The organism is Echinicola pacifica DSM 19836 (assembly GCF_000373245.1).
Classification (GTDB): domain Bacteria; phylum Bacteroidota; class Bacteroidia; order Cytophagales; family Cyclobacteriaceae; genus Echinicola; species Echinicola pacifica.
The window spans coordinates 938,718-964,679 of sequence record NZ_KB890738.1; the positions used below are offsets into that span (position 1 = coordinate 938,718).

Here is a 25,962-nt window from a genome sequence, read left to right on the forward strand (position 1 = left end):
CATGCGAAAATTTTGGGGCAGTCTGTTTTTTGCCCTTTTATATATTCCGTATTTTAGAGCCGATTTTGACCTGAAGGAGACAAAACCTCAAGGGCATAAATGTGATGAAAATAATGTGAATTTGCCAAATTTCCCCGTGAATAATCTTGTGTTAGATATAGGAAATACCCGGGTAAAGGCGGGCTTATTTGCTTCAATGGTCCTTAAAGAAGAGTTTTCAGCAAAGGAGTTGGGGGAGGTGTTAGATTATATCCGTCAGAAAGATTGGCAATTTGCACATGCGATTGTGAGTTCGGTACGGTATGATCAGGAAGGATTGAAGGAAAAACTATTCTTTCCATTTTTGTATTTGGATCATGATACCCCTCTTCCAGTAGATAATTGCTATGAGAGTCCTCGTACTTTGGGGTTGGATCGTATGGCGGCGGCCATCGGTGCGGTAAGTAATGTACTTGGAAATAGTCCGGTATTAAGCATTGATTTAGGGACCTGCATTACCTATGATTTTGTGGATGGGCAGAGTCGGTATCAAGGAGGATCTATATCTCCAGGGCTTCAGATGCGCTATAAGGCCATGCATCAGCAGACGGCGCGACTTCCGCTAATCGAGCTGGAATCCGAAGGGCACTTGCCAGATGTTTTGGGCAAAAATACTCAGGACGGTATGAAAAGTGGGGTTCTTCAAGGTGTTCGCTTTGAACTTGAAGGATTGATCTCTTATTATCAAAGTCAACATCAAGATTTAAAGGTCTTTATTTGTGGAGGTGACTCAAAATTCTTTGAAAGCTTAACAAAAGACCACATATTTGTAATCCCCAATTTGGTCCTGTACGGACTAAATAGAATTTTAAATTACAATGTCGATAAAAACTAGACTGCAATTATTAGGCGCCCTATGCGCTATTTTCATATTTGGACCGGTACGTGGGCAGATAGGATCTTCCACTTATAGTTCCATAGGAGTAGGAGATATGAATAACTCCGGGCTGACCCAAAATCAGGCCATGGGAGGAATGGGCATTAGCTTTGGCGATGCTTGGTCTGTCAATAATGTGAACCCGGCACTTTCTGTAAGGAACAATGTGTTCAACTTTCAGGCAGCGATGAATTATAAGAAATATAATGCTACCACCGAAAATTCCACTGCCGAGTTAGATGGTGGTGGACTAAGTTATGTGGCGGTTTCCCTACCGATCAAGCCTAGGAAATGGAGCATGGGCTTAGGATTAAACCAAATCAGCACGGTAGATTATGAGCATCTCATCCAATCTCCTGTGGAGAATTCTGAATCCGTTTCTTATAACCGTGTGCGTGGTAGAGGTGGTTTGAGTGAGGTATATCTAAATACCGGCTTTGAGGTAGTGAAAAACTTCAATTTGGGTATTCAAGCCTCTTATATTTTTGGATCGACCATCAAGCGACAGCAGACGGAGTTAATTGATGAAGACGGACAGAATGTAGGCGAGATAACGGAGTATTATGACCGCTTTGCGGCTAGTGATATCTCCACCAAAGTGGGGGCACATTATGCAATGCGGACGGGGGCGAGTAGCCGCCTTAATTTTGGAGCTATTTACCAGTTCTATGGAGATATTAGCGGGAAGGCTTTTGCAAAAATGTCGGAGCTTGATTTTGCCTCCGATCCGGAATCAATAGGACAAACGATTTTCGATGACCAAAAAGGAAATATTTATTTACCTAATAAGTTAGGTTATGGCTTATCTTTCGAAAAAATTAATAAATTTGTTATTGGGCTTGAGGCTCAACATCAGGATTTTACCAAGTATAGGTCCTTCATTGGAAGAAATGTAGGACTGGGGAATTCCTTTAAAATAGCGCTGGGAGGACAGTTTGTCCCTGATATTTATTCGATGGATAACATATTTATGCGGACTACTTTCCGAGCGGGCTTAGAATTTGAACAGACGCCCTATGTGGTTGGCCAAAATACGGTTAATGATATTGGCATCAATTTTGGAGCTTCTGTCCCTATGAACAGTTTGTCATTACTGAATTTAGCAGTAAAATTTGGGCAGAGAGGTACCACCAATGATGGATTAGTACGTGAAGATTATGTTAAGTTTTCTTTGGGCTTTTCTATCAATGACAGCAGTTGGTTTTATAAAAGAGTATTTGAATAAACAAAACGAGTATGAAAGCAAAATTAGCATTATTAGGGTTATTTACTTTTGTATTTGTGGGTCTGGCGCAAGCTCAAGATGGTTGGAATTGGCCGTCTGATCCACAGATGGAAGCAAAAGCTAGGGAGTACAATGCTGCCTACAACGATTACATGAAATCTAGCCAGTTTATACAGGCTACGAAACCTCTTCATTGGCTCTTGGTCAACGCACCGGATCTTAATGAAGCCATTTATATCAATGGTGTTAAGGTGTATGATGGAGCCCAAAAGGAATCATCAGACGATGCCCAATCTAGAGTTTACCAAGATTCTGTGATGACGGTGTATGATTTGAGAGGAAAGAAATACAATAACGAGGCCGAATGGATCGAGAATAAAGCCTATTATGCTTATAATTATTACCGAGGTGATAAGGACAAAGTAGGTGAAGCCGCCTCTTATTTTGCCAAAGACGTTGAAATCAATGGTGAGATTGGTACAGTAGGCTTGATACCTGCTTACTTTGACCTTGTATATAGAAATTATGCATACAATCAGGCTTATACGGACGATGAAGTCTTGAAAATCTACGATGGCCTATATGCGACGCTTGACAAAGCCGCTGCCGCTGGTGAAGATGTTTCTGCTCCTAAAACTACCTTGGATCAAATCCTGGTAAATATGGAAATTATCGACTGTAACTTCATCGAAAATAAATTGGCTCCTAAGCTGATAGCAGATCCTTCGGATGTTGCTTTAGCAAAGAAGATCTTCCAATACTCAGTACAGTATAAGTGTACTTCTTCTGAGGCTTTTGCCAAAGCGCTAGAAGTAGTGGATAACGATAGCCCAACTTTCTCTACTTCTCAAGTAAGAGGAATGAGATTCATCCAAAATAAAGACTATGCTAAAGCGGAAGAGATGTTCCAGAGAGCTTTAGGCTTAGCTGAAAATGACGCTCAAAGAGCTGAGGTTCAATATGACTTGGCAAAAGCTGAGGCAAACTTAGGCAAAAAATCTTCTGCTCGTGCTTCTGCAATGAAAGTATTAGAGTATGATAGCAGCAGATCTGCAGATGTTTGGAACTTCATCGGAAGTTTGTACATGGGATCATCTAATGAGTGTAGAGGTGGACAGAGCCGAGTACAGGATTACTCTGTATTCATCGCCGCTTATGAGGCATTTGCCAAGGCTGGAAACAACCAAGGAATGTCTTCTGCCAAGGCTAGATTCCCATCCAAGGAAGAGTTGTTTACCGAAGGTTTCCAGGAAGGTCAGAGCATCAGCACTGGATGTTGGGTAGGTCAGACAGTAAGTCTTAGAACTAGAGATTAATTTATAATTCACATACGATTCATAGGCAAACTGCCTAATTCAAAAAGTGACTGCCAGCTGCAGTCACTTTTTGTTTTTTGTGATAAGTACTAGAGGTTTAGGGTCCTCAACGACATAGGATGGATGCGGGGAGGCGGAAGTTTTCGAGTTTATTGGGTCGGAATAGGCAAAAAGGGTATTATTTACTATAGTTCTATCGGTCTTTTTGCGGATAGGATAAATAATCCCAGTGAAATTAATAGATTTGTAGGATGAAACATTTTGCTTGGCTCTGTTTTGCCTGCATGGCAATTATATCATGTCGTGAAAGTGTAGATTTGCGGCAGCTGGAGCATTATGAGGGGCCGATAAGGATCACCTCCGCCATGGAAGTGTTTCGGAGTGATTCCGCAGTGGTGAGAATTAAGCTTACTGCCGCCAAGCAATTGGTATTTAAGAGTCAGGATATGGAATTCCCTGAGGGGATTTTGATTCACTTTTATGATACTAATGGCGCTTTGAGTTCAACGATTAAAGCAAATAAGGCTTATTATAGCTTTAAGGATAAACTGTATCGTGGAGAAGGGGATGTAAGAGTCCATAATATTGAGAAGGGGAATAAACTAAATTCGGAAGAATTGTTTTGGGATGAGCGTAAGGAGATTATCTTCACGGAAAAGTTCGTGACGGTGGAGAAGGATGATGGGACGATCATCAATGCCACGGGAATGGAAGCAGATCAAGGATTTAACGAATACACCTTTCATAAGGTAGAACGGAGCCGGGTACCCATCCCGGGTGAGGAATAAGGTTTATGAAGTTAAAAGGATATTTATTATTATCACTATCTGCCGCATTGGTGGTGATAGGTACACATACTACCATGACTCAGGGAATTACTTTTTCGTATCCCATATTCATGTTTGCGGTGGCCTTATTGTTTTATTACAAATACCTAAAAACCAAATGGGCTGAACAGGGAAATTCCACAGAGCCATCGGGAGATAAGAAAAAACGCAAATGATCGAATATCACTATTTGGGATATGTACTCATTACCTTGATGTTTTCTGCACTGTTCTCAGGCTTAGAGATTGCATTTGTCTCTGCGAATAAGCTACAGATAGAGCTTCAGAACAAGCAGGGAGACTTTACAGGTAAGTTGCTCGCCGGATTTATGAAGAATCCCGGGCAGTTTATCGGTACGACCCTTATGGGCAATACCATTTCTCTGGTAGTGTACGGTATTTATATGGCCTATCTTCTGGAGCCAGCCATCCTGGATTTTCTACCTTCTAGTTTTAGCAATCAGGCTTGGGTGATGATCATCCAGACCATGCTTTCCACACTTATCGTGCTGATCACTGCGGAGTTTATTCCAAAAAGCATCTTTATGCTTAATCCGAATAACCTTCTAAGTTTCTTTGCGGTGCCATTTATGGTGATTTATTACCTGATGTACCCGGTGGTATGGTTGGTGGTGAGCATGTCCCGGTTTTTTATTACGCATATTCTTGGCCTTGAATACAGTGAGGACAAGCCTGTATTTAAGATCACCGACCTCAATAGCTTCATACAGGACAATTTGGAGACGGAAGGCGACGAAAGTATGGACATAGACTCCAAGATCTTTGACAATGCCGTGGAGTTTAAGAAGGTGAAGGCGCGGGATTGTATGGTGCCTAGGACGGATATCGTGGCGGTGGATGTGGAGGACAGCATCGAGGAGCTGAATGAGACCTTTATGGAAAGCGGTCATTCGAAAATTATTGTATATAAGGAAAATATAGATGATGTGATTGGCTACTGCCATCATCTGGAATTATTTAAGAAGCCAAAAAACGTACAGGATATCCTTACCCCGATCATTATCGTTCCTGAGACAGCACTGGTCAACGAGCTTTTGGTGCAGTTTATCGCTGAGCGAAAAAGCCTCGCGCTAGTGGTGGATGAGTTTGGTGGGACCAGTGGGATAGTAAGCATGGAAGATATTATTGAAGAGATATTTGGAGAGATAGAAGATGAATATGACAATGATGATTTGATAGAACAGCAGATTTCTGAGACCGAATTTCTACTAAGTGCCAGGCATGAGGTAGATTATTTGAATGAAAAATATGAATGGAATTTACCAGAGGGGGATTATGATACTTTGTCTGGATTTATTCTTTCAGTAACCGAAAATATTCCCAAAAAGGGCGAGTCAGCGGTGTATGGCCCTTTTACTTTTACGGTCGTTTCAAAACAAGAACACCGCATTGATACTGTAAAACTTAAGATAAATACCTAAGAGTGGATAAGAAGTAATTATTGTAGGCGATAATATTTTGAATTTACCGTCAGATGTAATTATTTTGCGACACTTCAAAAACTAGAAGAATGGCTTTAATTAAAGAAATTAGACAGAGAACAGGTCTTGCAATTGGTGTGATTGCAGTAGGATTAATACTTTTCCTTGTAGGAGGAGATCTATTAGGTCCTAATTCTATGCTCTTAGGAGGCAGGGATACCATTGTAGGAGAAATCAACGGGGAAGAAATTTCCTATGAGGAGTATTTAGCGCAGATAGAGCGCTTTAAGCAAAACTATATGCAAAACTCCGGCAGAAATCCTACAGAGAATGAAATGTTCAGCATCAGAGAGCAAGCTTGGCAGGCCATGGTGGTGAAAAGTGTTTTCTCCGAGCAATACGAAGCTCTTGGACTTACCATCTCCGATGAGGAATTGGTGGATATGGTTCAAGGCAAAAATATTGTTGGTGAGTTAAGGCAGCAATTGACTAATCCTGAGACAGGAGAATTTGATCGTCAGCAGTTGATCGCTTTCTTACAGTCGCTGGAAAGTGCTCCAGCTCAGCAGCGTGCTTTTTGGGCGCAGCAGGAGCAGACTTTTGCGGACTCTAGACTCAGAATCAAGTATGACAATCTATTAGCAGCCTCTTCTTATGCAAATAAGGAGCAAGGAGCCATGCAATATAGAGTGCAGAACAGCGTAGCTGATGTGGAGCATTTATTTGTGCCTTATTATGCCGTGTCTGATTCAGCAGTAAAAATCAGTGAATCTGACCTGAAGGCCTATCTTGGCAATCATAAGGAACGCTTCGAAGGTGCCAATACAAGAGATATCTCTTATGTGCGCTTTGACCTGTACCCGAGTGGAGAAGATTCTGCTGCGGTAATTCAGCAAATCTCCAAATTGACCAGAGACCTCGCAGCAACAGCTGATGACTCGGTATTTGTTTTGAGAAATTCTGAAATCAACAATCCTTTCATGACCATCCTTCCTGGACAGACCCTGCCTGCAGATCTGGTATCCAATGTGGATGATATCGAAGAAGGTGGCGTATATGGTCCGTTCATTACCAACAGAAGCTCTTATGTGTCCTATAAGGTAAGTAAGCAATATGACGCTTCTCCACGTATGAGAGCTAGCCATATCCTGCTAAGTACCCAAGGAATGGATGAGGCTACCAAAGCTCAGGTGAAAGCCCAGGCAGAGCTAGTACTTGCGGAAGTTAAAGAAAGTGGAAACTTCTTCGCTGCAGCGCAGCAATATGGCCAGGATGGTACCGCTCAGCGTGGTGGTGACCTTGGATGGTTTGCTAAAGAAGATTTTGTGGAGCCTTTCGCAGAAGCAGTATTTAGCCGCAATGAAACTGGCTTGATCGGTGAGCTTGTGGAGACTGAATATGGATACCATATCATCTCTGTAACCGAGATGGCACAAAATACTGCCTATAAAGTGGCGGTACTCGAGCTAGAACTTATCCCAAGTGATGGAACTAGAAATGAGATCTTCAGAAATGCAGATACTTTCGCTGCCAACACAGGAAACTCAGATGAGTTTGATACCAATGCCAAAGAAGATGGTTACAGAGTATTGTCTGCTAAGGCTCTTCCTGCAAATGCAAGAACGGTAAATAACCTTACCAATGCTAGAGAGGTGGTACGTTGGGCATTTAACGATGCTTCTATCGGATCTGTTTCTACTGTATTCGAACTTGAAGGCGCCTATGTGGTGGCCGTATTGACTGGCAAGACTGAAGAAGGAGCTGTTTCCCTCGATCAGGTGAGAGCTGAGGTAACTGCTCAAGTAAGGAATGAGAAGAAAGGTGAATACATCGCTAAGAAACTTGCTGGCAAGTCCAGCCTTGAGGAGATGAAAAGTGTCTTCCCTGAATACGCTTCTATTGGCACTGCTCCGAACCTGAAATTGGTGGACAATACCATCCCAGGCATCGGTTACGCTCCAAAGGCTGTGGGCGCTATATTTGGCCTTAAGCAAGGCCAGGTGACTCAGCCTATCAAGGAAGATATCGGTGTGATCGTAGCGAAAGTAAATAGCATCACTCCTGCTGGAGAGGTGGCTGACTATACAGTGTACCAAAATCAAATCACTGCCAACGAGCAACAACGTACTGCCTATATGATTATGATGGCAGCCGAGGAGCTTGCTGAGGTGAAAGATTTCAGATATAAGTTCTTCTAAGGAGAATTAACAATAACAGAGCAAACCACCCAGTCTCGGCAGAGGCTGGGTTTTTGTTTTTATAAGCTTCGGACTTATATTCCGAAGTCCTCAGATCATTTTTAGTTTGTGGATAGGATAAGGTTGCAATTTCCGTGTATAACTGTCATATTTATCTTTTAAATTTGAATTTATGAACAACAAGCCATTTGATAAAGCCGCTTTTAAGGAAAAATTGGATGCACAGACCAGTTTTCCAGCACTATATATGTTTAAATTTATAGTGCCAAAAGGCCAGGAAGAAGAGGTAAAAAGCCTTTTTCCTATGAATGAGGTTATCTTTAAGGAATCGGCCAAAGGGACCTATATTAGTGCCACCATCAAGGTCATGATGAAGGATAGTGATGCCATCCTGAAAGTATATGATGAAGCATCAAAAATAGAAGGAATAATTTCACTGTAATGATAAGTAGTATGTGGGCAGAAGTAGATAATAAGCTGGTTAGAGCCTTTGAATTTAACGATTTTCAAGAAGCCTTTGGCTTTATGACTCGAGTGGCTTTCCTAGCCGAGCAGCAGGGACACCATCCGGAATGGTCCAATGTATATAATAAGGTCAAAATCTCATTGACCACGCATGATGCAGGAAATGTCATTACCGAAAAAGACCGTAAGCTAGCCGCTGCGATTGATGAGATATCCAAATGAGTGAAGATAAGAAAACGGATTTATACATAGTCCCCACGCCAATCGGGAACCTGAAGGACATCACCTTGCGAGCGATCGAGGTCTTGAAGTCAGTGGATTTTATTCTCGCTGAGGACACGAGGACCACCGGCAGGCTACTAAAGCACCTGGAGATCCAGCGCCCCCTGCAGAGCTACCATATCTTCAATGAGCATAAGACCGTCGAAAGACTTGTGGATAGGATGAAGGCCGGCGAGCAAATCGCCTTGGTGAGTGATGCCGGCACACCAGCAATATCAGACCCCGGGTTTTTGCTCGTAAGAGCAGCCAGAGAAGCGGACTTACTGGTGAACTGCCTTCCGGGACCTACCGCCTTCGTGCCCGCCTTGGTAAATTCCGCACTTCCTAATGATCGCTTCGTGTTTGAAGGCTTCCTACCCCATAAAAAAGGAAGAAAAACCCGCATCGAAAACCTGATGGAAGAGACCAGAACGATGATTTTTTATGAGTCCCCTCATCGTTTACTAAAGACACTTACACAATTTCAGGAAGCTTTTGGTGAGGATCGTCTGGCCTGTGTGTCCAGAGAACTTACCAAAATCTATGAAGAAAATATAAGAGGAACCCTGCCTGAGCTCGTGGCTTATTATACAGAAAATACCATCAAAGGAGAAATCGTCATTACCGTAGCCGGTAAAAATTAATAAACCATGGAATTAAGAGAACTTTTAGATAATACCATTTCCGTTGCCAAAGAGGCCGGAGCTTTTATTCGTCGTGAAAGACAGCGTTTTGATATCACCAAAGTGGAGCATAAAGGCTTCAATGATTTGGTTTCCTATGTGGATAAGGAAGCAGAGAAAATCGTGGTAAAAGGCCTCCAAAACCTGATCGTCGATGCTGGATTCATCACCGAAGAAGGCACCATTTCTAAGGAGGGTGAAGAGTATGTTTGGATCATAGATCCTCTGGATGGCACCACCAATTTTATCCATGGAGTTCCCTTGTATTCTGTCAGCATTGGGCTGATGAGAAATCAGGAAATGATACTGGGGGTGGTGTATGAGGTCAATAATAACGAATGCTTTTACGCCACCAAAGGTGGAGGAGCCTTCTGCAATGATACCCCTATCGCGGTAAGCCCTTCCCCTAAGCTCCAGAGTAGCCTGGTCACCACTGGCTTTCCCTATGCCGACTTCGGCAAGATGCAATCTTATTTGACAATATTAGAGCACCTGATGCGCAATTCCCATGGCGTCCGCCGGTTTGGTAGTGCTGCCGTGGACCTATGCTATGTCGCCTGCGGAAGGGTAGAAGGTTTCTTTGAATATAACCTGAATTCCTACGATGTGTCTGCTGGTACCTTGATCGTACAGGAAGCTGGAGGCGAAGTGAGCGATTTTGCAGGAGGTGATAATTACCTATTTGGCCGTGAAATAATAGCCAGTAATAAAAAGATCCACTCAGAATTACTGAAAGTTATCCACGATAGTTGGCAGTAGAAAACCTCTATGATGAGTTTATAGTCAGTTTTAGGCATTTTAATTTGGTATAAATGTACTGTGCTTACACTCAGTAAATTATACCAGAAGTAATTTGGTAGGGTTAGTTTTTTTTTATATTTTTCCCTCTATTATACCGAAAGGTGAATAGCTGCTAGGATCACCCATCTTAAAATCAATTCCTATTCAGGGAAAGATTTTGTCAGCTTATTCGTTGGAATACTATAGGGATAAAAGAAAAGAATACGAAAGGATGACAATAGCAATATTAGGAGGGACAAGATTGTCCATCGCTTTGGGGAATAAATATCTTTCCCGAGGAGAGGATGTAGTCTTTGGGGTGCGTGAGGAATTTAATGGAAAAGATATCGAGTGGAAAATCCTGCGGATGCAGAACAATAAGGTATTTGGATATTGCGAAGCAATAAATAAAGCCGATGTGGTGCTGATATGCTGTGAAAATGAATACCTTCCTCTGGTATGTGAATGTCTCTGCTCCCTGGAAAAGCGGGATAAGCTGGTGGTGGACTGTACCAATGGCAATTACCACCCAAACTTCGACTGCAATACGCAGTACATTCAGGAGCAGACCGAATACAGCCGCGTTTTGAAGGCATTCAACAATCTGGGACTGGATTATCCAGCCTCCGATCCCATGGAGTTGGTGAAAGAAACCTACTATTGCGGCAATGGGGACCTGGATAAATACCGCGTCAAAAAGATTATAGAACTGATTGGTTTTAAGGCTATTGATGTGGGTTCATTGCAAAATGCACCACTGCTGGAAGCCTTCTATCACCTCAGAAAGCAGATATGTGATAATAAAACCGAAAAGGTGGACTATCATTTTAAATTAATGTCTGTTTGATTATTTTTTAATTTTCGATATAATTATTCTAAGCATATTCTATATTCCTTTTTTTGGGGCATCAAATTTGATATTTTTATAATTAACATCGCGCTTTGCCAGAATGTGTAAGGGGGTCGATGGGTAATTTTTCACCAAATATTGATATGTCATGAAGAAAGCATTAATAATCATTTTATCATCTTTTATCTTACTGCTGCTCATACTGATCGCAGTACCCTTTATTTTTAAAGATAAAATTGTCGCTAGAATTGACCAAGAAATTGCCAATTCTGTCAATGCACAGGTTTACTATGATGTAGATCAGATCAGCTTGAGTGTTCTCAAGCGTTTTCCTAATATTTCGGCCACGGTAGATGAATTTGGGATTCGTGGCAATGCTCCCTTCGAAGGAGATACCCTTGCGCATATCAACCACTTTCAGGTGGATTTCAATTTATGGTCCGTCGTTTTTGGCGATTATCCGGAATTGACGGGGCTGCACTTGGATGGCGGACGCATCTATGTCAAAGTGCTGGAAGATGGCACCGCCAATTATGATATCGCCGTGGATACCGGGGAGCCGGAAGCTCCCACAGAGCCCTCCAATTTCAAGCTTGGCATTGACCTTATGGAAGTATCCAACCTTGACTTTATCTATGATGATCGTCAGATGAATTTTTTGTTGGGTCTGGAAGATTTTGACCTTAAGGGAGCAGGGGATTTTACCACTGATGTATATGAGCTCGATGGAGAGATACAGACCCGAATTGTAAGTGTGGATTTCGACGATGTCAACTATCTTTCTCAAAAAATGTTTACCGCTGATACTAAGATACAGGTGGACATGAATCAAATGAAATTTACCTTCGGTGAAGGAGAGTTCGGTATCAATGATTTCCTTTTTGGGGTAGATGGATATGTAGCCATGCCCACGGATGATATTGAGATGGATCTGACCTTTGCGGGTAAGGACAATACTTTCAAAAGCGTCCTTTCATTAGTGCCCGGTATCTATACCGAATCATTTGATGGAATCAAGGCTTCCGGATCGGTAGATTTTGGGGGATTCCTAAAAGGCACCTATAATGATACCCAGTTTCCTGCTTTTGATATAGGCATGAAGGTCGCAGACGGTATGTTCCAATATCCGGACTTACCCAAGCCAGTCAACAATATCAATATAGATATGGCCGTGTCCAATAAGACAAATAATCTGGACAACACTCAGGTAAATATTCCCACTTTCAACCTGACTTTTGGCAGCAACCCTATTTCGGGTAGGTTGCTACTCGAAAATCTCGTAACCTATGATGTGGATGGTCAGCTAAAAGGCAAGCTTAATTTGGATGAGCTTACGTCAATCTTCCCACTGGAAGGAATGGAGCTTAGAGGAATGCTAGATATCGATGCTACCGCAAAGGGTAGGTATGACAGCGTGGCGAAGATCATTCCTGCTATCAATGCAAAGATGGCACTCACCAATGGTTATGTGAAAAGTGAGGAATATCCCGCTCCTATCGAAAACCTGAATGCCAATACCACCATCACCAATAATTCGGGTAAGATGAGTGACTTCTATGTGAATCTTAGTCAGTTTGGCTTTGAGTTGGAAGGCGAAAAAATCTCAGGAAACCTTGCTATCAATGATCTGGACGCCCTTAACTGGGATGGAGCAGTGCACGGAGGGGTGGATCTGGGGAAGATCAGTAAGATATTCCCTATGGAAAATGTGATAATGGATGGTAAAATAAAAGCCGATATTGACTCAAAAGGGAGCTATGCCGATGTGGAAGCAGAGCGATATAATAAGCTCGACACGCGTGGGCAAATAAGCCTTACCGACTTCTACTATACAGACCCTGATCTCCCTCAAGGGGTTAGAATTCATCAAGCGAATGGTGATTTCAGCCCAAAAGCCATAAACCTTACCACCTTTGACGCTAGGTTGGGAGAGAGCCCAGTGAAAGCCTCAGGTAGCTTATCCAACTATATGGCCTATATTTTTGAAGAGCAGGCGGTGTTGTCCGGAAATCTGAATATCTCCTCCACGCGTTTTAATATAAATGAATGGATGACGGAATCCGATTCGCCTGCCACGGAGGATACCACTTCTCTGACGCTAATTGAATTGCCAAAGAATATTGATTTTACCATGGCGGTGCAGGCTGATGAAGTGCTCTATGATGATCTGGTACTAACCGAAGCAAAAGGCCAGATGACATTAAAGAATGGGGTTTTGACTTTCAAAGATGCAGGGATGAAGACCCTAGGTGGCCAGCTTACCCTCAACGGATCCTATAATACGCAAGATATCAACGATCCCAAATTTGCTCTTGACCTGGGTATCAATGCCATGAATATACAGCAGGCCTTCAATGCTTTCAATACCATTCAGGCTTTTGCTCCTATTGCGCAGCACCTTACCGGTAACTTCACGACCAATTTCAAAATGTCTGGAAACCTGGCGGAGAATATGATGCCGGTACTTTCTTCCATCGATGGGAGTGGGCTTATAAATATTGTGCAGGCGGCATTGAAGGACTCCAAGATCGTAAGTGGCATTACCTCCCTGACCAAACTTAAGGATAGCAATACCCTGCAGATCAAAGACCTGAAATTGAAAGCGGAGATCAAAGATGGGATGCTGAATGTGCAGCCTTTTGATATTAAGCTGTGGGATTATCAAGCCAATATCCAAGGAAGCACCGGCTTTGATGGCAGCATTAATTATTTGGTAAATATGCAGGTGCCTGCCAGCAAGTTGGGAAGCCAGGCGAATAGTCTTATTGCTACTATTACAGGCAGCGAAACCACCGAGGATACCAAAATCCCCATCGCCCTTAATCTAGGAGGAACGTATCAGGCTCCAAAAATCAGTTTGGCCGGAGGCCAGAGCATGGAAGCACTGCTTACCAATGCGCTAAAAGCCAGAGCAGGCTCAGAAGGTGCTAAACTCCAGGATCAGGTCACCGAGCAGTTTAAGGCTCAGGAGGACAGCGTAAAACAAGAAATGAAAGCCAAGGCGGCGGTCGCGCAGGATAGCGTCAAGAAGGAATTGGATAAAAAAATCCAGGAAACTCAGGACAAAGCTGGCGAACAAGTGAAAGGATTGATCAATGGATTATTCAATAAAAATAAAACGAGTCCAGACACCACTAAGAATAATTAAGAAATAGTCAGTACTATTCATCCTCTGGAAATCAGGGGGGAAGATAAATAAAGCCTGCGGAGACATTATCCGTAGGCTTTTTAATTTAAAAGCATGAGGTTTTAGGGTATTAAATGGTTTGAGAAGTCTATTCGGTTAGCCCTATTCATTTTTTTTGGTTGGGATTCCGCATTTACTGAGTTAAGTGTAATAATGGTAAGGGGAGGTTTTTGGCGGTGAAGAAAGATTATGACGGAGGATTGAGGGATCTCAAATGGCCCTGTGAATCCTGATTATTTGCGAGAATAGCTCCTTAATATTTTTTGGGGGATGGAGGACAATAGGCTGAACATGGAGTTTTTCGAGTGAAACCATATATAAACCCTGTTTTTCTATTAACTTTGTGCCTGCTTTTAAAATAATTAGCGTTTGAGTAAATGGGATTTTGAGGATATTCTCAAGCCACCACCATTGAGTAAGAAGTAATAAAGGAGCTATTGTGAAAAAATATCAGGAGTTCAAACAAGTAGATTATCCCGGGATCGGAGAGTCGGTTTTGCAGTATTGGCAAGAGAATAAGATTTTCGAAAAATCTGTTGATAACCGTGAGGGTGCTGAGACCTTCACTTTTTTTGAAGGGCCACCTTCTGCCAACGGAACACCGGGGATTCACCATGTGATGGCTCGGACCCTAAAGGATATCTTCTGCCGTTACAAAACCTTGAAAGGCTTTCAGGTAAAGCGTAAAGGTGGATGGGATACCCATGGCTTGCCAGTGGAACTGCAAGTGGAAAAAGAACTTGGCATCACCAAAGAAGATATAGGGAAGAAAATTTCCGTAGAAGAATACAATAAGAAATGCCGTGAGACGGTCATGCGATTCAAAAATGAATGGGATGACCTGACCGAAAAAATTGGCTATTGGGTGGATCTTGATAATCCATATATCACTTTTGAGCCCCAATATATCGAATCATTGTGGAGCTTGCTGAAGCGTCTCTATGAAAAAGACCTGATCTATAAGGGTTATACCATTCAGCCTTACTCCCCCGCAGCAGGCACCGGCCTGAGCTCTCATGAGCTCAACCAACCTGGATGCTACAGAGACGTGAAAGACACCTCTATTACGGCCCAGTTTAAGGTAAAAAATACCGAAAATACTTATTTGTTAGCATGGACCACTACCCCCTGGACCCTGCCATCCAACTCCGCCTTGGCCGTAGGCGAAAAACTAGATTATATCAAGGTCAGCACCTTCAATCCCTATACTTTTGAAGCTCAGGAGGTCATCATCGCCAAGGCTCGACTTGGAGCCTTATTTAATAAGAAGGCTGCTGAGCTCAGCTTAGAAGACTATAAGCCTGGTGACAAGCTGATTCCTTATAAGATAGTGGAAGAATATAAGGGCAAGGACCTTCTAGGCCTGGCCTATGAGCCCTTGTTTCCCATCGAAGGCATACATCTGGAGGATCCAGCATATACAGTGATCTCTGCGGACTATGTGACCACAGAAGACGGTACGGGGCTTGTTCACCTTGCGAAAGCCTTTGGTGCGGACGATTTCCGTGCATTGGTGCAGGCGGGAGTGCCGGGTGTATTTGTGCAGGATGAGCAGGGCAATGAGATCCCTGTGGTGGATAAGCAAGGTAGGTTCTTACCCGTGGTGGGAGAATACCTCCTGGCCAAAATGAAGGAGCATGAGATTACTGCGCATAAAGAATATACCGCCGAGGAATTTTATGTAAAAAATTACCTTAAGGAAGATGAAAATGCAGCGGACTATAAAAATACCGATGTTATTATTTCCATCATTCTTAAAAATGAAAATAAAGCGTTTAAGGTAGAGAAATACGAGCACAGTTATCCACACTGCTGGAGAACTGATATGCCTGTTCTTTATTATCCTTTGGAGAGTTGGTTTATAAAAACTACCGCTTGTAAGGACCGATTGGTGGAGCTGAACAAAACGATCAATTGGAAGCCTGAGGCTACTGGCACCGGAAGATTTGGCAATTGGCTGGAGAATTTGGTGGATTGGAATTTAAGTCGGTCCAGGTTCTGGGGTACTCCCCTTCCTATCTGGAGAAATGAGGAAGCCACGGAGACCAAATGCATCGGGTCCATTGCGGAGCTAAATGAAGAAATTCAGAAATCCATCGATAAGGGATATATGACTGCTTCCCCATTTAAGGATGGAGAGGTGGACCTGCACCGTCCCTATGTGGATGATGTGATCTTAGTGGATTCCAATGGGGATAAAATGTTCCGTGAGCCGGATTTGATTGATGTATGGTTTGACTCTGGATCGATGCCTTATGCACAATGGCATTATCCTTTTGAAAATGAAGAAATCTTCAAAGCTAATTACCCAGCAGATTATATTGCTGAAGGAGTAGATCAGACCAGAGGATGGTTCTTTACCCTTCATGCCATATCCGTCATGCTGTTTGACAGTGTCGCATTCAAGAACGTGATCGCCAACGGTCTGGTCTTGGATAAGTCAGGAAATAAGATGTCCAAGCGCCTAGGCAATGCAGTGGATCCCTTTACCACACTCAAAGAATATGGCCCTGACGCCCTACGTTGGTATATGCTCTCTAATGCCAACCCATGGGATAACCTTAAGTTTAACCTGGAAGGAGTGGCTGAGGTCCAAAGGCGATTCTTTGGGACCTTGCAAAATACTTATAACTTCTTTGCGTTATATGCCAACTTAGATGCGTTTACCTACGATGCCTCCAAGAAGGTGGCTATCGCCAAACGCCCTGAACTGGACCGATGGATCATCTCCAAGCTTCAATCTTTGATTGAGGAAGTGGAGACCTCTATGGATAATTATGATGCCACTCGAGCGACTCGGGCGATTATGAACTTCACCGTGGATCAGCTTTCTAACTGGTATGTCCGCCTGGCGAGAAAACGATTCTGGAGAGGCGATATGAATGAAGATAAGCAGGCGGCCTATGAGACCTTATATGAATGCCTGATTACCTTAAGTCAGCTGATGTCCTCATTTGCTCCGTTCTATGCCGATTGGATGTTTACCAATCTGACAGAAGGCGCCAAAGAGGCGGGTCAGGAAATCCCTGAATCCGTTCACTTGACCGACTGGACCGCGGCAGATAGCGCCCTGATCAATGCAGACCTCGAAGGAAGTATGCAGCAGGCACAAGATATCTCCTCACTGGTGCATAGTCTTCGTAAGAAAGATAAATTGAAGGTCCGTCAGCCCTTGCAAAAAATCCTGATCCCCATTCTTAATGAGAAAACCAGGGAGCAGATCCAGCATGTGGAAGACCTGATCAAAAGTGAGGTCAATATCAAGGCCGTAGAATATATAGATGATGCTTCAGGGATATTGGTGAAAAATGCCAAACCTAATTTCCCTCTTCTCGGCAAGCGTTTTGGCCCAAAAATGAAAATGGTAGCAGCAGCTATTGGCAAATGGGGCCAGGACGAAATCAATAGCCTTGAGAAAAATGGCTCCTTTGCCATAGAGGTCGATGGAGAAACGGCAAGCCTTACCGCGGAAGAGGTCCTGATCACTTCTCAGGATATCCCCGGTTGGTCTGTCGCCAGTGCCAATGGCATTACCGTGGCCTTAGATGTGACGCTTACAGAGGAGCTGAAACAAGAAGGCATCGCCAGAGATCTGGTCAATAGAATCCAGAACCTTCGTAAGGATATGGGGCTGGAGGTACAGGACAAAATCACTATTGCCGTCGCTAAGGGAAATGCCGTAGTAGATGAAGCATTGGTTAGTTTTGCCGATTATATACAATCAGAAACACAAGCCCTCGAGCTTAGTGTTGTTGAGAATTTGGATGGGGGAGTAGCCCTGGACATGGATGAATTTGAGCTCTCCGTAAAGGTAGAAAAAGTATAAATTGGTGGCTTGGCAATAGGCTGGGTGCCATAATCATTCGATATGAAATATTTAAAGTACTTTGGGATTACCTTATTGGTAATTCTTATAGACCAAGCGGTAAAATTGGCAGTGGATGCCAATATGATGATGGGCTCAGCAGGGCAGATCAAAATCTTCGGTGATTGGTTTAAACTTCACTATACCACCAACCCCGGCATGGCCTTTGGCATGGAGCTGGGCTCTGAATATGGCAAGCTCATCCTTACCTCATTCAGGCTGGTGGCGATGGTCGGTATTGGGTATTATTTGTATTACCTGATAAATAAGAGGATTCACACCGGCTATATCGTTTGCATCGCGATGATTCTTGGAGGCGCCATAGGCAATTTGGTGGATTCTGTGTTTTATGGGGTATGGCTGGGCAATGCGCCCTTCGACGCCAGCACCCCCTGGTTTCATGGACAAGTAGTCGATATGTTCTATATCGATATTTGGGAAGGCTTCATTCCAGAATGGGTCCCATTATGGGGAGGGAAATACACCGCTCTTTGGCCGATATTCAATATCGCTGACGCTTCCATCTTCGTGGGCGTCTTGATTATCCTTATATTCCAAAAGAAATTCTTCAATGAAGAACATGAAGATGAAAAAGTAGAAGAGGAAGACGAGATCCAAAGGCAATTTATAGAGGAGAAATAGTACCCTTCTGATCTATTTAATTCCTTAGGAGGCGTAGCGAATAAAGGCTCTGCTTCTGACATCAATTTTCCTCTAATTGAGGGGTAAAAAATAATACAAGTCCAGGCCTGCGCTAAGCTAGGTCCTGGACTTTTGTATTTATGAGCAATGAAAGATATTATCCCCAATAGACTTATGATTTTTCTGCTGGCACGGCGGCTTTCTGATTACATAGAATGCGCATTTTTAATACTCAATAAGTGGCCTCTAAACTGAAAGAATATTCTACACTGTTTCTATTCTCTTAATTTTGGCGTTATTTTGGGGCATGGAAATTCAATGGGTACTGGAGGAGCTTCATGCTGGTTTGCTGCAGGTCACATGGCTGGAAGGCATGGCGGTGATTTTTGGTGTGTTGAGCGTATATTTTTCCATTAAGGAGAATATCTTAGTTTATCCCACAGGGATTATCAGCACCTTAATATATGTGTATATCTGCCTGCAGGTAAAGCTGTATGCCGATATGGGGATTAATGCCTATTATTTTTCGATGTCTATCTATGGATGGTATATCTGGACCCATCCAAAGGAGGGGCGCAGCAGCCTTCCCGTAACCTGGCTAAAGCCCTCTGGATGGTTGGTGGCCATTGGGCTGATGGCGATTTCCTATGGGACTTTATATTATGTATTGGCCCATTTTACCGATAGTGATGTACCATATTGGGATTCTTTTACCACCTCTTCCGCCTTTGTGGGGATGTATCTGATGGCAAAGAAGAAAGTGGAAAACTGGATTGCCTGGATCATCACTGACTTAGTTTCTGTTCCCCTGTATTTCTATAAGGGCTTAGTGCTTACCTCTTTTCAGTTTCTCTTTTTTACCGTTTTGGCCACCATAGGCTTAATAGCCTGGATGAAATCCGCTAAGAAACAAAGCTATGCCGCAGCCTAAAAAGATAGTAATCATAGGCCCCGAGAGCACAGGCAAAAGCACACTTACTCAGGCCTTAGCTAGCCATTTTGGGGCGCCATGGGTGGAGGAATATGCCCGGGAATATATAGAAAAACTTGGTCGAGCCTATGAGTATGAGGACCTGCTGGCGATAGCACAAGGACAAGTGGAGCGTGAGGATATACAAGCCGCAAAGGCTAAGGATGTTTTGTTCTGCGATACTGACTTGCATGTTTTGAAGGTGTGGAGCTGCCATAAGTATGGGAGGCTTCATGACTGGACACAGCAGCAATTGGACAGCAGAACCTATGACCTCTACCTGCTGACGGATATAGATATCCCCTGGGAAGATGACCCCCAAAGAGAGCATTCTGAGCCTGAAATGCGTCAATTTTTTATGAACTGGTACCAAAATCTGCTACAAACCACAGGAGTTCCTGTACTCCTCCTTTCGGGAAATTTTGAGCAACGTACTGATACCGCTATTCGACATATCGAAGATAATTTGCTGGATGCCCCCTCAGATTACCCAGCGGGGAATCTTGAATGAAATACCTTCCGGACTTGCTCCTCATTTTTATTATCAGATAATCCTCCTACCTTTGCACCATAATACGATCAAATAGGGGTGCCTTAAAATTACGGGCTGAGATCACACCCATATCACCTGATCCAGGTAATGCTGGCGAAGGGAAATGCGATATTCCATCTTTAACCCGAGAGATTCATTGGACTGGAAAGCCAAAGTCGCTTAATCCTACCTAGCGAGGTAAATTAATGCGAATGGCTATTTCATACTCATCAGCTGTCCTAGCCTTCGGCCAAATACTGGCTTGGACGGACACTAACGCATCAATAGCGTGCAGGAAGGGCTCCCTTAGTGGGCGTGGCTTTTGGGGAAAATGAATAATGAGGATTTATGATGGATCATCAAAGGGAAAACAATCGAGAAGTGGCCAACCCCTTGGCGCACTTAATGTTTAACCACAAATGTCATAATAATGAAACGTTTGCTATTCACCGCCTTAGGCTTATTATTTTGCCTTAGCACTTACGCGCAAAATCACCTTAGCGGCACCATTGTCGATTCGGACACTGGCGAGCCACTTATTGGTGCCAATATCATCCTGCAAGGCACAGGACGCGGCAGCACTGCCGACCTCAACGGCCATTTTGAATTCAAAAATCTAGCGGAAGGGAAATATAAGCTGAAAGCTTCCTTCGTGGGCTACGATTCCTATGAGCAGGAAGTAAGCCTGCCAGGGAGCGGTTCCTTGGATATTCAGCTGAGCACCAATGCACTACTGACTGAGGAGTTTATCGTTTCGGCTACCCGGGCATCGGAGACCACACCGACGACCTTTCAAACCATCACCAAGGCTGAACTTTCTAAAAACAACCTTGGTCAGGATATCCCAATTTTGCTCAATTATACCCCCTCAGTGGTGACCAGCTCTGATGCTGGGGCAGGAATTGGCTATACCGCTATGCGTATTCGTGGCTCTGACCAGACACGCATCAATGTGACGGTCAATGGTATCCCCATGAATGACGCAGAATCCCATGGCGTGTTTTGGGTGAATATGCCTGATTTTGCCAGTTCTGTAAATAATATCCAAATCCAAAGAGGGGTAGGGACTTCTACTAATGGATCAGCCACTTTTGGGGCTAGTATGAATATTCAAACAGATACCAAAACCGAAGAAGCCTATGCCGAAGTGGCTAGCTCCGCAGGATCTTTCAATAGCCTGAAAAATACAGTCCGCGTAGGCTCCGGACTTCTGAATGACCGCTGGGCGGTGGACGCCCGATTGAGCAGAATCTCCTCCGATGGCTATGTGGACCGGGCTTCCTCTGATCTGAAATCCTTCTATCTCTCAGGTGGATATTATGGAGATAAGTCGGTATTCAAAGTGAATATTTTCTCTGGTCAGGAGAAAACCTATCAAGCTTGGTACGGCTTGCCGGAAAGCAAATTAGAAACTGATCGGACCTATAACTATTATACCTATGATAATGAAACTGACAACTATCAACAGGATCATTATCAATTTATCTATACTGGAAAGTACGGCGACAATTGGAAAACAAATGCCGCGCTGCACCTTACCCGTGGACGTGGATATTACGAGCAATACCGTGAGGATGATGATTTTGCCAGTTATGGCCTAGATCCAGTGGATATCGGTGATGAGGTCATTGAGAGTACCGATATTATCAGACGGAGATGGTTGGATAATTACTTTTATGGGCTGGTATTTTCTGCCAATTACCTCAGCAATGATGGGCTGTGGGATGTGATCATGGGGGGAGGAGCCAATCGATACGATGGAGACCATTTTGGAGAGATCATCTGGGCACGTGTGGCGGGTGATACTGATATCCGTGACCGCTATTATGACAATAATGCAGTCAAGGATGACCGAAATATTTTTGCTAAAGCTACCTATGAGGTTGCTGATAGATGGTTCTTATTCGCTGACCTGCAATTTCGCCAAATCGATTACCGCTTTGATGGGGTCAATGATGACCAGCGGGTCGTGGATGGCAGCCAGCATTATGACTTCTTCAACCCCAAGATGGGAATCAGCTATGAGGGGAGAGAAGGACATACCTGGTACGCTTCTTTTGCGGTAGCAAATCGAGAGCCTGTAAGAAGTGATTTTACGGATAATCCCATTACTGAAATACCGAAGCCTGAGCGATTGAATAACCTGGAAGCTGGTGTCAGAGCCAAAATGGGCACCTTTAGCTATAATGCCAATATCTATTATATGGGTTATAAAGATCAGCTGATCCTCACCGGACAGATCAATGATGTGGGCGCTTATATCCGTGAAAACGTCCCCAATTCCTTTAGGGCAGGCCTTGAAATCGATGCATCCGTGCTGCTCTCGCCAAAGTGGACCCTTGGAGGAAACCTGGCCTTAAGCAAGAATAAGATTCAGGAATTTACCGAATACATCGATGATTATTCCACCGCTGACTTCCAGCAGATAGAAATCAATTATACCGATACGGATATCGCATTTTCACCTAATATGGTGGCCGCAGCGATCATTGATTTTAGACCTATAAAAGGCTTAGAAATTGGCTGGATGACCAAGTATGTGGGAGATCAATACCTGGATAATACTCAAGACAAGACGCGCCAGCTGGACGCCTTCCTGACCAATGACTTTCGGGTAAATTATACCATCAGACCAAAATATGTGAAGGCACTCGAGTTTATGTTGAAGGTGAATAATGTCTTTGATGAAAAATATGAGCCCAATGGCTATACCTTCAGCTATTTTGTGCCGGGAGAGGCAGGTCGTGAGCTAGTGACGGAGAATTTCTATTATCCGATGGCCGGCACCAATTTTATGGCAGGGGTAAATATCAAATTTTAAGCTATAGGCAGCAGGACTAAGGCTAGGCTATAGGTGTGCCAGTGGTATTTCTGTAGGTTAGCCTTCGGGATAGTATCCTAATCAAAAAGCGGATGTTCAAGCCTTGAGCATCCGCTTTTTTCTTGAGCATCCAGCTGCTCTAATAACTGTAAATTGGAACCATACGGGTGCTTTTACTTACTGGAATCAGCTTTCCAGGAATTCTTTTATCATGGCTAAAGTAAGCTCGGGTTGCTCAAACATCCCCATATGACCGGATTCTTCCAGTTCATAATAATGGCTCAGATAAGGTTGGTGCTGACGACTCGCTTCGATTTTTACGGCTGTATCTAATTGTCCAGCAATCATCATTTTTTTACCCCCAAATGTTTTTAAAACTTCCATGCGATCTTTTCGGTCCCTCATTGCTTTGGTGAAGGCTACCAACCCCTCTAAGCTGGTTTTTCGGGCGATTTCGACTACCTTCTGGATAGTTTCAGCCATACTTTCGCGGTGAGTTTCTGTAAATAATGGAGGGACAAAGGAATCTACAAATTTTCGAGCGCCGTGCTTATGAGCGAAGGTGATGGTACGATTTCTCAGGCCAATTTTTTCCTCGTCATCCGCAAAAGCCGTAGAATGAAATAAACCTAATCCCGCAATTTTATCGCCCATTTGTTCCACCAAGGCCAATCCAATATAGCCTCCCAAGGAGTGCCCGATGATCACCGGCTGCTCCAAACCAAGTGAGGAGATCCATTCTTCTAACAGGGTGGCGGTCTGTTCCAGGCTGATTTCCTCTTCGTACCAGCGTGTATCTCCGAAGCCAGGGAGGTCTGGACAGAGGATCCGGTAATAGGGAGATAGGGAGTCGGAATAATATTGCCACATCTCTTTGGCTTCACAGAAGCCATGAAGGAATAGGATGGGCTTTCCATGGCCTTGGTCGGTGTATTCGATCGTTGTGCTCATATCGGAAAATTAAGAATAGCTAGGCACAAAAAAAAGAGCCTCGGAAGGCTCTCTATGATTTATAGTTTTAACTGGTAGAAACTGGCTCGGCGAGCTTTTTGACGGCTTCGGCGATTCCATTCGGATCAAAGCCACATTCTTTATACAGCTCCATTTGAGTGCCATGTTCGATGACTTCATCGGGTATGCCCAGGCGTTTTACCTGAGCTTGATAGTCATGATCCATCATCCATTCCAGGACAGCACTACCAAATCCTCCCATCAGGCATCCGTCTTCGACGGTGATGACTTTGGAGAATTTGCCAAATACCTCATGAAGCAAAGATTCATCCAGAGGTTTCACGAATCTCATATCATAATGTGCAGGGTTCAGACCTTCACTTTCGAGTTGCTCACATGCTTCCACAGCATAATTCCCTATATGTCCTAGGGTCAGGATAGCGACATCTTCCCCTTCACGGACGATTCTACCTTGTCCGGCGGGGATTTCCCGCATAGGTTTTCTCCAGTCAGGCATGACGCCCTGTCCTCTCGGATAGCGGATGGAGTAAGGGCCATTATGGATGGAGGCGGAGTACATCATATTGCGAAGCTCCTCCTCATTCATAGGTGCGCTCACCACGAGGTTCGGAATGCAGCGGAAGAAGGCCAGGTCGTAGGCTCCATGGTGTGTAGGGCCATCGGCACCGGCAAAGCCAGCACGGTCCAGGCAGAATACCACCGGGAGATTTTGCAGGCATACATCATGAACCACCTGGTCATATGCACGCTGCATAAAGGTACTATAGATATTACAGAATGGCTTCAGGCCTTGAGTCGCCAGCCCAGCCGAAAAGGTGACGGCATGTTGCTCAGCGATTCCCACATCAAAAGCCCGATCTGGCATTGCTTTCATCATGATATTCATGGATGAGCCAGAAGGCATGGCGGGAGTGATGCCCATTATTTTATCATCTGCCTCTGCCAGCTCTACGAGCGTATGCCCAAATACATCCTGGTACTTAGGAGGCTGAGGTTTATCATATACTTTCTTGGCGATCTCGCCAGTGATTTTATCAAATTTTCCAGGAGCATGCCATTTGGTTTGATCCTTTTCTGCAAGGTCATAGCCCTTACCTTTTACGGTAAGGCAATGCAGGATTTTAGGCCCTGGGATCTTTTTAAGGTCATTCATCACCTCCACGAGGTGATTTACGTCGTGCCCATCCACGGGTCCGAAATAGCGTAAGTTGAGGGATTCAAAAAGGTTACTTTGTTTAAGCAAGGCGGATTTTACCGCTCCCTCCACTTTGGAGATCACTTCCTGGGCGCTGCTGCCAAACTTACTGAATTTGCCCAATGTCCTCCACAGGTCATCCTTGAAGCGGTTATAGGTCTGTGAAGTGGTGATGTCTGTAAGATAATCTCTAAGTGCACCGACATTAGGGTCGATGGACATACAGTTATCATTTAGGATGATGATCATATTGGTGTCGGAAACACCGGCATGGTTCATTGCTTCAAAGGCCATTCCGCCCGTCATGGATCCATCGCCAATTACCGCTACGTGCTGTTTTAGCTCATTTCCTTGGTATTTGGAGGCCATGGCCATTCCAAGAGCGGCAGATATAGAGGTGCTTGAGTGGCCTACGCCAAAGGAGTCGTACTCACTCTCTTTTCTTTTGGGAAAACCAGATATGCCTTTATAGAGTCGATTGGTATGGAATAACTCTCTTCTACCCGTAAGGATCTTATGTCCATAAGCCTGATGTCCCACATCCCATACCAGCTGGTCTTCGGGGGTGTTGAGGACATAATGCAGGGCCACGGTCAGCTCCACCACTCCCAAGCTAGCGCCAAAGTGTCCTCCATAGACAGACACACTGTCAATTATATATTGGCGCAACTCCTCGCAAATCTGTACGAGCTGATCTTTTCTGAATTCTTTAAGGTCTTCAGGGGAATTGATCTGCGCAAGTAGTTTTCCTGGTTCTATAAGCATTATGGTGTTTTCCCTGGTGTATAATCTCAACTGATCGGTGAAGAGAATGTT

The 25,962-nt window shown here is 43.9% G+C and carries 20 protein-coding genes and 1 riboswitch; of the genes, 18 read left to right on the forward strand and 2 right to left on the reverse strand.

Annotated elements, in window-relative coordinates:
* The first annotated feature begins 1 nt into the window (after position 1).
* The 18 genes from B050_RS0103950 (at position 2) to B050_RS0104045 (ending at position 22,979) form a co-directional block, all read left to right on the forward strand.
* A complete protein-coding gene (locus B050_RS0103950; protein ID WP_018472591.1) occupies positions 2–874 on the forward strand; it encodes a type III pantothenate kinase in 873 nt (290 codons plus the stop codon).
* Entirely contained in the window at positions 858–2,141 is a 1,284-nt protein-coding gene (locus B050_RS0103955; RefSeq protein ID WP_018472592.1) for a S1 domain-containing protein, read from the forward strand. Before B050_RS0103950 ends, B050_RS0103955 begins: the two co-directional genes overlap by 17 nt.
* Positions 2,142–2,152: 11 nt before the next feature.
* Positions 2,153–3,457: a tetratricopeptide repeat protein gene (locus B050_RS0103960; protein ID WP_018472593.1), complete on the forward strand. Its 1,305-nt coding sequence runs from the start codon at positions 2,153–2,155 to the stop codon at positions 3,455–3,457.
* Positions 3,458–3,708: 251 nt separating this feature from the next.
* Positions 3,709–4,245, forward strand: coding sequence for an LPS export ABC transporter periplasmic protein LptC (gene lptC, locus B050_RS0103965; protein ID WP_026235613.1), 537 nt, complete (start codon positions 3,709–3,711; stop codon positions 4,243–4,245).
* Between the two features lie 5 nt (positions 4,246–4,250).
* A complete protein-coding gene (locus B050_RS0103970) occupies positions 4,251–4,460 on the forward strand; it encodes a hypothetical protein (RefSeq protein WP_018472595.1) in 210 nt (69 codons plus the stop codon).
* On the forward strand, positions 4,460–5,725 hold the full coding sequence (locus B050_RS0103975) for a hemolysin family protein (RefSeq protein WP_026235614.1): 1,266 nt from the start codon (positions 4,460–4,462) through the stop codon (positions 5,723–5,725). The genes B050_RS0103970 and B050_RS0103975 overlap by 1 nt, the downstream gene beginning before the upstream one ends.
* 89 nt (positions 5,726–5,814) lie before the next feature.
* A complete protein-coding gene (locus B050_RS0103980; protein ID WP_018472597.1) occupies positions 5,815–7,923 on the forward strand; it encodes a SurA N-terminal domain-containing protein in 2,109 nt (702 codons plus the stop codon).
* 172 nt (positions 7,924–8,095) lie between these two features.
* Positions 8,096–8,365 (forward strand): DUF493 family protein, encoded by a 270-nt coding sequence (locus tag B050_RS0103985; protein WP_018472598.1) that lies wholly within the window; start codon positions 8,096–8,098, stop codon positions 8,363–8,365.
* 11 nt (positions 8,366–8,376) lie between these two features.
* The gene (locus B050_RS0103990; RefSeq protein WP_018472599.1) at positions 8,377–8,610 is read left to right on the forward strand and encodes a 4a-hydroxytetrahydrobiopterin dehydratase; all 234 of its coding nucleotides are present in this window, start codon (positions 8,377–8,379) and stop codon (positions 8,608–8,610) included.
* Entirely contained in the window at positions 8,607–9,293 is a 687-nt protein-coding gene (gene rsmI / locus B050_RS0103995) for a 16S rRNA (cytidine(1402)-2'-O)-methyltransferase (protein WP_018472600.1), read from the forward strand. The genes B050_RS0103990 and rsmI overlap by 4 nt, the downstream gene beginning before the upstream one ends.
* Positions 9,294–9,299: 6 nt before the next feature.
* Complete coding sequence (locus B050_RS0104000; protein WP_018472601.1) at positions 9,300–10,091, forward strand: inositol monophosphatase family protein; 792 nt, start codon at positions 9,300–9,302, stop codon at positions 10,089–10,091.
* 253 nt (positions 10,092–10,344) lie between these two features.
* Positions 10,345–10,959 carry an NADPH-dependent F420 reductase gene (locus B050_RS0104005; protein WP_026235615.1) on the forward strand — a complete coding sequence of 205 codons (615 nt, stop codon included), beginning with the start codon at positions 10,345–10,347 and terminating at the stop codon, positions 10,957–10,959.
* Positions 10,960–11,110: 151 nt separating this feature from the next.
* The gene (locus B050_RS0104015) at positions 11,111–14,110 is read left to right on the forward strand and encodes an AsmA-like C-terminal region-containing protein (RefSeq protein WP_018472604.1); all 3,000 of its coding nucleotides are present in this window, start codon (positions 11,111–11,113) and stop codon (positions 14,108–14,110) included.
* Between the two features lie 478 nt (positions 14,111–14,588).
* On the forward strand, positions 14,589–17,975 hold the full coding sequence (gene ileS, locus B050_RS0104020) for an isoleucine--tRNA ligase (protein WP_018472605.1): 3,387 nt from the start codon (positions 14,589–14,591) through the stop codon (positions 17,973–17,975).
* Positions 17,976–18,017: 42 nt separating this feature from the next.
* Positions 18,018–18,656 (forward strand): lipoprotein signal peptidase, encoded by a 639-nt coding sequence (locus tag B050_RS0104025; protein WP_018472606.1) that lies wholly within the window; start codon positions 18,018–18,020, stop codon positions 18,654–18,656.
* A gap of 307 nt (positions 18,657–18,963) precedes the next feature.
* The gene (pnuC, locus tag B050_RS0104030; RefSeq protein ID WP_018472607.1) at positions 18,964–19,587 is read left to right on the forward strand and encodes a nicotinamide riboside transporter PnuC; all 624 of its coding nucleotides are present in this window, start codon (positions 18,964–18,966) and stop codon (positions 19,585–19,587) included.
* A complete protein-coding gene (locus tag B050_RS0104035) occupies positions 19,574–20,137 on the forward strand; it encodes an AAA family ATPase (RefSeq protein ID WP_018472608.1) in 564 nt (187 codons plus the stop codon). The genes pnuC and B050_RS0104035 overlap by 14 nt, the downstream gene beginning before the upstream one ends.
* 64 nt (positions 20,138–20,201) lie before the next feature.
* Positions 20,202–20,299, forward strand: a riboswitch (TPP riboswitch).
* 289 nt (positions 20,300–20,588) lie between these two features.
* On the forward strand, positions 20,589–22,979 hold the full coding sequence (locus B050_RS0104045) for a TonB-dependent receptor (protein ID WP_018472610.1): 2,391 nt from the start codon (positions 20,589–20,591) through the stop codon (positions 22,977–22,979).
* Between the two features lie 186 nt (positions 22,980–23,165).
* Here B050_RS0104045 and B050_RS0104050 read toward each other — a convergent pair whose 3' ends face one another.
* Complete coding sequence (locus B050_RS0104050; RefSeq protein ID WP_018472611.1) at positions 23,166–23,930, reverse strand: alpha/beta fold hydrolase; 765 nt, start codon at positions 23,928–23,930, stop codon at positions 23,166–23,168.
* 67 nt (positions 23,931–23,997) lie between these two features.
* Positions 23,998–25,911 (reverse strand): 1-deoxy-D-xylulose-5-phosphate synthase, encoded by a 1,914-nt coding sequence (gene dxs / locus B050_RS0104055; protein WP_026235616.1) that lies wholly within the window; start codon positions 25,909–25,911, stop codon positions 23,998–24,000.
* Positions 25,912–25,962: the final 51 nt, after the last annotated feature.